10 protein-coding genes are annotated in these 10,758 nt (G+C 65.3%); 5 read left to right on the forward strand and 5 right to left on the reverse strand.

All coding sequences use genetic code 11. The annotated features are described in order from the left end of the window. Window positions 1-313: 313 nt before the first annotated feature. A complete protein-coding gene (locus tag DBO86_RS18235; RefSeq protein WP_003459594.1) occupies window positions 314-1,162 on the reverse strand; it encodes a universal stress protein in 849 nt (282 codons plus the stop codon). 340 nt (window positions 1,163-1,502) lie between these two features. Here DBO86_RS18235 and DBO86_RS18240 point away from each other — a divergent pair, with 340 nt between their 5' ends. Beyond that, a complete protein-coding gene (locus tag DBO86_RS18240; protein WP_108234446.1) occupies window positions 1,503-4,241 on the forward strand; it encodes a cation-transporting P-type ATPase in 2,739 nt (912 codons plus the stop codon). Between the two features lie 24 nt (window positions 4,242-4,265). Here the strand turns inward: DBO86_RS18240 and DBO86_RS18245 are convergent, their stop codons facing one another. Next, complete coding sequence (locus DBO86_RS18245; RefSeq protein ID WP_003459592.1) at window positions 4,266-4,835, reverse strand: acyl carrier protein phosphodiesterase; 570 nt, start codon at window positions 4,833-4,835, stop codon at window positions 4,266-4,268. A 102-nt stretch (window positions 4,836-4,937) separates the two neighbouring features. Here DBO86_RS18245 and DBO86_RS18250 point away from each other — a divergent pair, with 102 nt between their 5' ends. Then, window positions 4,938-5,258: an ArsR/SmtB family transcription factor gene (locus tag DBO86_RS18250; RefSeq protein WP_108234447.1), complete on the forward strand. Its 321-nt coding sequence runs from the start codon at window positions 4,938-4,940 to the stop codon at window positions 5,256-5,258. A 27-nt stretch (window positions 5,259-5,285) separates the two neighbouring features. Then, on the forward strand, window positions 5,286-6,335 hold the full coding sequence (locus DBO86_RS18255) for an alkene reductase (protein ID WP_108234448.1): 1,050 nt from the start codon (window positions 5,286-5,288) through the stop codon (window positions 6,333-6,335). 112 nt (window positions 6,336-6,447) lie between these two features. On the opposite strand, the gene DBO86_RS18260 is transcribed toward DBO86_RS18255, so the two are convergent. Next, complete coding sequence (locus tag DBO86_RS18260; protein WP_104729169.1) at window positions 6,448-7,296, reverse strand: coiled-coil domain-containing protein; 849 nt, start codon at window positions 7,294-7,296, stop codon at window positions 6,448-6,450. 350 nt (window positions 7,297-7,646) lie between these two features. On the opposite strand from DBO86_RS18260, the gene DBO86_RS18265 reads away from it, so the two are divergent. After that, on the forward strand, window positions 7,647-7,934 hold the full coding sequence (locus DBO86_RS18265) for a hypothetical protein (protein ID WP_003459588.1): 288 nt from the start codon (window positions 7,647-7,649) through the stop codon (window positions 7,932-7,934). Here the strand turns inward: DBO86_RS18265 and DBO86_RS18270 are convergent. Continuing rightward, window positions 7,925-8,923 carry an NAD-dependent epimerase/dehydratase family protein gene (locus DBO86_RS18270; RefSeq protein WP_108234449.1) on the reverse strand — a complete coding sequence of 333 codons (999 nt, stop codon included), beginning with the start codon at window positions 8,921-8,923 and terminating at the stop codon, window positions 7,925-7,927. The genes DBO86_RS18265 and DBO86_RS18270 overlap by 10 nt on opposite strands. A gap of 124 nt (window positions 8,924-9,047) precedes the next feature. Further along, entirely contained in the window at window positions 9,048-9,950 is a 903-nt protein-coding gene (locus tag DBO86_RS18275; RefSeq protein WP_108234450.1) for a LysR family transcriptional regulator ArgP, read from the reverse strand. A gap of 109 nt (window positions 9,951-10,059) precedes the next feature. Between DBO86_RS18275 and DBO86_RS18280 the strand changes: the two genes are divergently transcribed. Continuing rightward, a complete protein-coding gene (locus DBO86_RS18280; protein ID WP_074860195.1) occupies window positions 10,060-10,662 on the forward strand; it encodes a LysE/ArgO family amino acid transporter in 603 nt (200 codons plus the stop codon). Window positions 10,663-10,758 lie beyond the last annotated feature (96 nt).

The raw sequence follows: 10,758 nt of genomic DNA on the forward strand, positions 1-10,758 counted from the left end.
CGTAGTAGAGATCCACTCGATTGCACAGTGACATGAACTGATGACGAACCGGTCGCACCGACCTGTGTGTAACCTGCTGCATCCATCGGCCCTCTGCTTTGCAAGGCCGCTAGCCCGGTTAGGCGCACAGGAGCGAAATTCATCATGGCTCAAGGCTAACGCCTTATCAGAAGTCGAATATACGGAAGCAGTCGTACCTAGGTTCAGAGGCAGATTATTTCACTGGCAAAACGGGAGGAGTCCATATACGGATGCAATCCGGGGGCTTTGCCAAGGGTGCCCCGGAGTTCATTGGGCTACAGGTCGTAGCCGCTCAGTCAGCCGGCGGTACGATCAGCGCGTCGCTGTCGAGCGAGGCCAGCAGGCGACTGGCGACGCTGCCGAGGAAGAAGCGCGAAACCCCTTCACGGGCATGGGTACCGAGTACCAGCAGGTCCGCGCCACTCTGGCGTAGCGCCTCGCCGATCACCCCTTCCGGTGAGCCGATCTGCACCAGCAGGCGCTCGTCATTCAGGCACGCGCCGACCGCCGCCAGGCGTTCCTGCAGTTGCTGGCGCAGCAGTTGGCGCTGGTTTTCCAGCACCTCGGCACTGATCCCGGGCTCCATGATCGCGCCGGCGGCTAAAGGCTCGACGGCACTGGCCACATGCAGTTCATCCAGGCTCACCAGGCCCAAGTCGCGCGCCCGGCTCAATGCCTGCAGCGAGGTACGCGACAGATCCATCGCCAGCAAGGCATGCCGGTACTCGTGGGTGACCGGGCCGTTGACCCGCAGCACCGGCAGATGACTGCTGCGTACGACGCGCTCGAGCGTGGTGCCGACAAAGAAGTCACGCAGCGTCGACTTGCGATGCGCCCCCACCACCAGCAGATCGGCGCCCATGCCCTGCGCACTCTCGACGATCACCGCGGCCGCTTCGCCCGTGCCGACAATCACACGCGGCACACTGCCGGCCTGCTCCCCCAGGCGTTCGGCCTGGGTCTGCAAGAGACTCTCGGCCTGCTGTACCTGGCGCTGCACATAGGCGGCAGGGGCCTCATCATCGATCACATGCAACAGACCCCATTCACCGCCACCCTGACGACGAATCAGTTGCACGGCACGCTGCACCGCATGCGCCGAACGCTCGGACAGATCGGTTGCTACCAGAATCTTGATCATCTCGTTTCCTCCATTGCATTCCAGGGTCTGTACGAAAAGTCGCCGGGCGAAGATCAGGCGATACCGATGGCGCCCCCATAAAAACGGATAAGATCCGGACTGGGCTCGCACTCGGGTTTACGAGCTGTAGATGAGCATTCCGGCCCCATTTTCACCAAGCACAGGCACTTTTCGTACAGAACCTAACACCGCGTTACATTCAAACGCCTGCCGACGCCCCAGTCCTTGATGCAGGTCAGCTCCTGTGCGTTAACGCGCACTTAGGGTAACCCGCAACACTCGCCGTCCCGCCGCACGCTGGCCCGCGAGCACGGCCCGGACACCGCAGGAGACTCGCCCCATGGGCAATGCCCCCTCAGAATATACCGACCACACCTGGCACGCCTTGACTGCACAGGACGCCCTGAAAGTGCAGCGCAGCAGCGCCAGCGGTCTCAGCCAGGACGAGGCGCAGCGGCGCCTGCAGCAGCATGGTGCCAATCGCCTGCCGCCGCCACAACGCCGGGGGCCATTGCTGCGCCTGCTCTACCAGTTCCATAACGTGCTGCTCTATCTGATGCTGGCGGCCGCCCTGATCGCCGCCCTGCTCGGCCACTGGATCGATACTTCGGTGATCCTCACCGCCGTGCTGATCAACGTGATCATCGGCTTCATCCAGGAGGGCAAGGCGGAAAATGCACTGGACGCCATCCGCAGCATGCTCTCGCCACGCGCCATGGTGCTGCGCGCGGGCGAACGCCACGAGATCGATGCCGCTCAGCTGGTGCCCGGCGACGTGGTGCTGCTGGCCTCCGGCGACAAGGTGCCAGCCGACCTGCGCTTGATCAGCGTGAAGAACCTGCTGGTGGAGGAAGCGGCGCTGACCGGCGAATCGGTGCCGGTGGAAAAATCCGTGGCGCACTGCAGCAAGGATGCTGCGCTCGGCGACCGTCGCTGCATGGCCTATTCCGGCACCCTGGTCAGCAGCGGCCAGGCCAGCGGCGTGGTGGTAGCGACCGGTGCCAACACTGAACTCGGCCGAATCGGCGCGATGCTGCAGCAGGTGCAGGCGTTGTCCACGCCACTGCTGCGACAGATCGAACAGTTCAGCCGCTGGCTGGCGGTGATCATCCTGATCCTGGCGTTCGCCACCTTCATCCTCGGCATCCTCTGGCACGGCCAGAACCCCGGCGAGATGTTCATGATGGTGGTGGCACTGACCGCCTCGGCCATCCCCGAAGGTCTGCCGGCGATCATGACGGTGATCCTCGCCCTCGGCGTGCAGCGCATGGCCGGCCACAACGCCATCGTCCGCCGCCTGCCGGCGGTGGAAACCCTGGGCTCGGTGACGGTGATCTGCTCGGACAAGACCGGCACCCTGACCCGCAACGAAATGACCGTACAACGCGTGGTCAGCGCCAGCCGCATCCTCGATGTCTCCGGTGTCGGTTACGCCCCGGAAGGCGCCTTTCACCAGGACGGCAAGCTGCTTGAGCCCGACACCGAACTGCTGGAGATCGCCCGTGCCGCCCAGCTGTGCAACGACGCCCGCCTGCAACAGGACGCCGCCGGCCACTGGCAACTACATGGCGACCCGACCGAAGGCGCGCTGCTGACCCTGGCGCTGAAAAGTGGTCTCGATATCCAGTCGCTGCGCACACAATTGCCCCGCAGCGACGCAATTCCGTTCGAATCCGAACACCGCTTCATGGCCACCCTGCACCACGACCACACCGGCCATGGCCTGGTCTACCTCAAGGGCGCTCCCGAGCGCGTGCTGGAGATGTGCAGCAACCAGCGCAGCGCCGATGGCAGCAGTGAGGCGCTGGATACCGACTACTGGCGCCGCCAGGCCACCGACCTGGCCGCGCGTGGCCTGCGCCTGCTGGCACTGGCCAGCAAGCCGGCGACGGCCGAACAACGCACGCTGAATTTCGCCGACGTGGAAAGCGGCCTGACCCTGCTGGCACTGGTCGGCATCATCGACCCGCCGCGTGCCGAGGCCATCGCCGCCGTCGCCGAATGCCAGCGCGCCGGCATCCGGGTGAAGATGATCACCGGCGATCACGCAGAAACCGCCCGCGCCATCGGCGCGCAACTGGGCATCGGCGTCGGCATGCCGGCGATGACCGGGGCGGAACTGGAACTGCTCGACGAGCGCCGCCTGCGCGAGGTACTGCCCGGCATCGAGGTGTTCGCCCGCGCCAGCCCCGAGCACAAGCTGCGTCTGGTGCAATGCATGCAGGACAGTGGCCAGGTGGTGGCGATGACTGGCGACGGGGTCAACGATGCCCCGGCGCTCAAGCGCGCCGACGTCGGCGTGGCCATGGGGCTCAAGGGCACCGAGGCGGCCAAGGAAGCGGCCGAAGTGGTGCTGGCCGACGACAACTTCGCCACCATCGCCGGCGCCGTGCGCGAAGGCCGGGCGATCTACGACAACCTGAAGAAATTCATCCTCTTCGCCCTGCCCACCAACGGCGGCCAATCGCTGATCGTGATCTTCGCCATCCTCTTTCAGGTGGTGCTGCCACTGACCCCGGCACAGGTACTGTGGGTCAACATGGTCACCTCCAGCACCCTGGGCCTGGCGCTAGCCTTCGAGCCCTCCGAACGCGGGCTGATGAAACGCGCGCCACGGGCGCCCAACGAGCCGCTGCTATCGGGCTTCTTCGTCTGGCGCGTGGTGATGGTGTCGGTACTGATCGCCGGCGCCGGCATCGGCCTGTTCCTCTGGGAGCTTGAGCGTGGCAACAGCCTGGAGAGCGCCCGCACCATCGCGGTCAATGCCGTGGTGATGTGCGAGATTTTCTATCTGCTCAACAGCCGCAGCATCTTCGGCTCGGTACTCAGCCGCGACGGCCTGTTGGGCAATCGGGTCGTGCTGCTGACCATCGCCGCCTGCATCGTGCTGCAGATGCTGTTCACCTATGCCCCGCCGCTGCAACAGGTGTTCGGCTCCACCGGGCTGAGCTTTGATGAATGGCTGCGCGTGCTGCTGGCCGGCCTGGCACTGTTCTGCGCGGCGGAACTGGAGAAGTGGGTGGTGCGGCGCTTCGGCCTGCATGCACAGGCCCGTAGGGCGGGTGCAACCCGCCGTTAGCCGGGCTGGCGGGGTACCCCCGCCCTACGCCTGACGGGCGAAGGCGATCAGCTCGGGGTAGAAGGCGCGGAAATCCTCGCTGAGCGGCTGGTACAGCCGCTCCAGCTCGGCCAGGCTGCCGTCGAGCAACTGCGGCCTGGACAGGCGCCGCTGCATGCCGGCGATCACCTGCTCCAGCACCGCGAACTCGCGGTAGCTGCCGAGCCAGTCCTGCGCCGCCATGCGCGGCGCCATCAGCGCCAGGCGTCCCGGCAACTCCGGTTCGGCGGCCAGCACCCGGTACACCTCGCGGGTGAAATGATCCAGCGGCTGCGCCGCATACTCGACCCAATCGCGGGCCAGGCAATGGTCGAAGAACAGATCCAGCAGCATGCCGGCCGTGCGGCGCCGCGCGGCGGGAAACCGGGCACGCGCGCGCGCCTGTAGCGGGTGGCTGTCGGTAAAGGCGTCGATACGCCGGTGCAGGCGGATGGCCGCTTCGATCTCAGTCGGCCAGCGTCCGGCCAGGGGGCCCTTGACGAAGTCGCCATACAGGCTGCCGAGCAGTTGCGGCGGCGCATCGCCGCCAAGATGAAGATGGGCCAGGTAGTTCATGACACGAGCTTACCGCCCTGAGCAGGACAATCGAAGCTGTTGATGGGGACTATTGGCACAATCAATCTGTATATCGCCCAGAGACGATATAAAATTCGTCCCATGACGATACACACCGACATTGCCATGGACATCGACACCATCATCAAGGCCCTCGCCCACCCCGTGCGCCGCGACATCCTCTACTGGCTGAAGGAGCCCGAGCGCCACTTCGCCGAGCAGGAGCATCCGCTGGAGATCGGCGTCTGCGCCGGCAAGATCTACCTGCGTACCGGGCTTTCGCAATCCACCGTTTCCGCCCACCTGACCACCCTGCAACGCGCCGATCTGGTGACCAGCCGCAAGGTCGGCCAGTGGCACGTCTTCAAGCGCAACGACGAGCTGATCCAGGCTTTCGTCGAGCGCCTCGGCCAGCAACTCTGATTTGACCTTTCCCTCGGAGAAACCACCATGCCCACACTGTTCGACCCCATCCAGATCGGTGATCTGCACCTGAACAACCGCATCATCATGGCACCGCTGACCCGCTGCCGCGCCGACGAAGACCGCGTGCCCAACGCGCTGATGGCCGAGTACTACGTACAGCGTGCCTCGGCCGGCCTGATCATCAGCGAAGCCACTGCCGTCACGCCGATGGGCGTGGGCTACCCGAACACCCCCGGCATCTGGTCGGATGCGCAGATCCGCGGCTGGAGCAACATCACCCAGGCGGTACATGCCAATGGCGGCAAGATCGTCCTGCAGCTGTGGCACGTCGGCCGCATCTCCGACCCCATCTACCTGAACGGCGAACTGCCGGTCGCTCCCAGCGCGATCAAGCCGGCCGGCCACGTCAGCCTGATCCGTCCGCTTAAGGACTACGTCACCCCACGTGCGCTGGAGACCGAAGAAATCGCCGATATCGTCGAGGCTTATCGTCAAGGCGCCGAGAACGCCATGGCCGCCGGTTTCGATGGCGTGGAAATCCACGGCGCCAACGGCTACCTGCTCGACCAGTTCCTGCAGAGCAGCACCAACCAGCGCACCGACCAGTACGGCGGCAGCGTCGAGAACCGCGCGCGTCTGCTGCTGGAAGTGACCGACGCCGCCATCTCGGTGTGGGGCGCCGGCCGCGTCGGCGTGCACCTGGCGCCGCGCGCCGACGCCCACGACATGGGCGACGCCAACCGCGCCGAGACCTTCGGCTACGTCGCCCGCGAACTGGGCAAGCGCGGCATCGCCTTCATCTGCGCCCGCGAGAAGGAGGGCGACGACAGCCTGTCGCCGCAGCTCAAGCAGGCATTCGGCGGCGTGTTCATCGCCAACGAGCGCTTCACCAAGGAGCAGGCCAACGCCTGGCTGGCCGCAGGCAAGGCCGATGCCGTGGCCTTCGGCATCCCCTTCATCGCCAACCCGGACCTGCCGCAGCGCCTGGAACAGGACGCGCCGCTGAACGAGCCGCACCCGGAAACCTTCTACGGCTCCGGCCCGGTCGGCTATATCGACTATCCGCGTCTGTGAGATCGCAGCTAATGCACCTCCCACAAGCGATATCCCGTGGGAGGGGCTTTAGCCGCGACCAATAAACGAACGCCCCGCATTGCGGGGCGTTCGTTTATCGAGATGGTGGCACTCAGCGCTGATTGATCTGCTGCTGCAGATTCATCACCTGGCTCTGCAGGGTATTGATGTTGCGCGTCATCTGCGCGCGGAAAGCATCGAACTCGGCGGTATTCGGCCCGGCACTGGCGGCCGGGCGGTTGTCCAGCTCGCTGCGCAGCACCAGCAGATCCTGCTCCAGGCTACGGATCAATTGCGCCGGATTGCCCTGCTTCTTCAGCGCATCGATATCGCCACCGAGGGCCTTGATGCGGGTATCGAGCTTGGCCAGTTCAGCCTGGGTCGCCTTGACGTCCGCCAGGGCGGATTTCAGCGCCGCCTGCTCGGTGGAGAGCGCCTGCAGACGCTTGTCGAAATCGGCGTTGGCGCCGATGCCACTCTTGAGCTCCGCCCTCAACTGTTCGATGCGCTTGTCCAGCGCTGCCTGCGCCGTGGCGCTCTGCTGTTGCTGCTTGCCCAGCTCGACCAGGCGATTTTCCAGCTGCTTGACCTGCAGCTTGAGTGCCTCGTTGCCGCTAGTAACGCTGGACTCGGTGGCCACCACCTTGCCGGAAATATCCTGAATTCGTCCGGCCGCCTCCTCGCTGATGCGCGCGAAGCTTTCCTGGGTCGCCACCAGGCGCTGCTCCATCAGGCCGATCTGCTGCAGGCTCCACCAGCTCAGGCCGGCCAGGGCGAAACTCAGCGCGCCAACCAGCGCCCACAGCGGCCCGGTACTGGCGCCCTTGGCCACTGCAGCCTTGCTGCTGGCCACGCGGCTGCTACGCGCAGCGGGCTCCTCACGCGGCTCGGCGAAACCCTCACGGCGCTCCGGAGTCAGGCTGGGCAGATTGTCGAGCTCGTCGTTGGCGTCGTTACGCATGGTCGGACCTATGGTTGGAACGAATGAACGGAAATGCCGCGCAGTATACCGATTCACCATTACACCATCAGCGTCGCGCCAAGCAGGTGCGCTGCGCACCGACGAAGGGCGCGACAGGGCCATCGACTCGCCTGCAGCCCAGCAGTTCCGCAAAACATGAACTGGTACGCACTTTGCTTTTTCTTCCGTCGTGAACGAGCCGATAGCGCGTCGCTCACAAGCCAGCAGGCGGCCTGAGAGTTCTGCAAAGCACGAAGATGTGTCCCAGCCGAAGGATTACGGCTGGCGCGGTTACGGATGGTGAGGAAGGCCTGAACCCGTGACCCTTCAACCAATCGGGAGAAGTGGCAATGGAACTGAACAAAGAAGTACTGGACTGCATGAAAGCGCTGCGTCGCCGTCTACGCGAAGAGCAGGACGTGGACATTCGCCTGAGCCAGCCCAACGCAGTCGGCGCCATGCTCGATGGCAGCCTGAAATCCGACGATGAAGAAACCCGCCGCCTCGGCCAGCGCCTGGCCGAACTGTCCGATCAACCGCAGCGCGCATCGACCACCCCACTGGCCGCCGTCGAGATACCAGTCGGCGCGCCAACCGGCTCGGTACGCATCTATCGCGGCCAACGCATCTACGCCTGAGGTCCCATCTGCGCCTGCCACCAGGTGCAGAACTCATCCAGTGCATCCCACAGACTGGCCCGGGGTTCGTAGCCAAGGTACTCGCGGGCACGGTCGATGTTCAGGGAGAAATCCCTGGCCATCACCGCCACACCAAGGCGAAACAGACTCGGTTCGGGCCGCCCCGGCAGCACCCGACACACGCCTTCGTTGAGCGTCGCCGCGGCGTAGGCCAGCGGGAACGGCACATGCCGCGTCACCGGCGGCAACTCAAGGCGGCGCAGCACGTAATTGACCACGTCCCACAGCGGCACCGGCGCGCCATTACTGATGTTGTACACCTGGCCGAGCGCCGCCCCGCCCACCTGCAGCGAGCTGAGCAAGGCGTCGTTGAGATTGTGCACGTTGGTGAAGTCGACCTTGTTCAGACCATTGCCGATGATCGCCAGGCGACCCTTGCGCTGCATGCCGATCAAGCGCGGGAAGATGCTGGTATCACCCGCGCCGGTGACGAAGCGCGGACGCACGGCGATCACCTCCAGGCCGAACTCCTGCGCGGCGAACACCTGCTGCTCGGCCAGGTACTTGGTCTTGCCGTAGTGATCGGAGAAGCGCTTGGGCACCTGCTCCTCGCGAATATCGACATGGGACTTGCCATCGAAATAGATCGACGGTGAGGACAGATGCACCAGGCGCCGCACCTTCTGCTTGAGGCAGGCATCGACGACATTCTCGGTGACCGTGACGTTGGCCTGATGAAAATGCGCATAGTCGCCCCACACGCCCACCGCGCCCGCGCAGTGCACCACCGCCTCGACATCCCGGCATAGCGCCTGGGTCAGTTCGGCATCGCCGAGATCGCCCTGGACAAATTCGGCACCGCGCCTGACCAGGTGCTGCACACCCTCGGCACGTCGCCCGTTGACCCGCACCGCCAGGCCCTGTTCGAGGGCGAAGCGGGCAAAACGTCCGCCAATGAAACCGCTCGCGCCGGTGACCAGAATCTTCATCCACCATCCCCTGCATTCGATTCTTGTAATGGCCGCACTTTAGCAGCGCCACCCCGGCCCTGCGTTGTCGGCGCTGGCCAGAACAGCGACCCGGCAAGCCTTGGCCACCCGGGCGGACGCTGCCTCACGAATCACGCCCGGCCTGCACCAACGCACTGCCAGCGGCGCGACGCAGATGCTCGGTCAGCCCGGCCAGCAACTCACCGCCATTGCGCCAGTGATGCCAGTACAGCGGCACATCGATGTAGCGCTCGGGAAGCAGATCCACCAGCCTGCCGCTGGCCAGCTCCCCGCGTACCTGCAACTCAGGCACCAGGCCCCAGCCGAGACCACCTTCGGTCAGACGCACGAAGCCTTCCGACGATGGGCACAGGTGATAGGCAAAAGCCCCGGTGATGCCGAGAGCAGCCAGGTAGCGATGCTGCAACTGATCATCCGGGCCGTAGACGATGGCCGGCGCACGTGCCAGCGCCGCTGGCGTGACTCCGGCGGGAAAATGCCGGGCGATAAAAGCCGGGCTGGCCAGCGCGCGATAACGCATCGACCCCAGCGCCAGGCTGCGCGCCCCTGCCACAGTGCGCTCGGCGGCACACACGCAAGCGGCCACCTCGCCCGCGCGCATGCGCTTGAGGCCGACCTCCTGATCCTCCACCACCAGCTCCATCAAGACCTGCCGGGTGGCGCAGAAGTCAGCGGTTGCCGCCGCCCACCAGGTCGCCAGGCTGTCAGCGTTGATGGCGATGCGCAGACGCTCGGGCAGGGTCTGCTCATCCAGCCCCGGCACCTGGCCCTGCAGATCACGCTCGAGCAAACGCACCTGTTGCACATGGTTGAGCAGACGCCGGCCGATCTCGGTAGGTGCCGGCGGCGTAGTGCGCACCAGCACCGGCTGGCCAACCCGCGCCTCGAGCAACTTGATGCGCTGCGACACCGCCGACTGCGACAGCCCCAGCACCTGCGCCGCGCGCTCGAAGCCGGCCTGCTCCACCACGGCTGCCAATGCGGCGAGAAGTTTGTAGTCGAACAATCGATTTTCCTAATGAGCGATCAGCAATATTGGTTTCTCTTATACATCCAGCCGGAGCAGACTCGCCAGCACTCAGCGCCAACGGCGCCAAACCCAAGGAATACGACGGATGTGGCAGAGTTACAGCAACGGCCTGCTGGTGGCCATCGGTCTGATCATGGCCATCGGTGCGCAGAACGCCTTCGTCCTGGCACAGAGCCTGCGCCGCGAACATCATTTGCCAGTGGCAGCCCTGTGCATCGTCTGCGATGCCCTGCTGGTGGCCGCTGGCGTGTTCGGCCTGGCCACCCTGCTGGCACAGAGCCCGACCTTGCTGGCCATCGCCCGCTGGGGTGGCGCCGCCTTCCTGATCTGGTATGGCAGCCAGGCGCTACTGCGCGCCGCGCACCCGCAATCGCTGCAGGCGGCCGGTAGCGAACCGCGCTCATTGCGCACAGTGATGCTCGCAGCGCTGGCGGTCACCCTGCTCAACCCGCACGTCTATCTGGATACCGTGCTACTGATCGGCTCGCTCGGTGCCCAGCAACCTGAACCCGGCGCCTATGCCGCAGGCGCGGCCAGCGCCTCCTTTCTCTGGTTCAGCACTCTGGCGCTCGGCGCGGCCTGGCTGGCGCCCTGGTTGGCAAAGCCATTGACCTGGCGCCTGATCGATCTGGGCGTGGCGGCGATGATGTTCACGGTGGCGGCGCAGTTGATTCTGGGCGCGCTTTAGCGTCATCCCTCGCGTCTCCCGACGCGCACGCTTCCTGCCTCCACGCTCCGACTCCACAGTGCTCATTGCCACCATCCGCGCCCTGCACCCTTTCGG

The organism is Ectopseudomonas oleovorans (genome assembly GCF_003052605.1).
Lineage (GTDB): Bacteria > Pseudomonadota > Gammaproteobacteria > Pseudomonadales > Pseudomonadaceae > Aquipseudomonas > Aquipseudomonas oleovorans_A.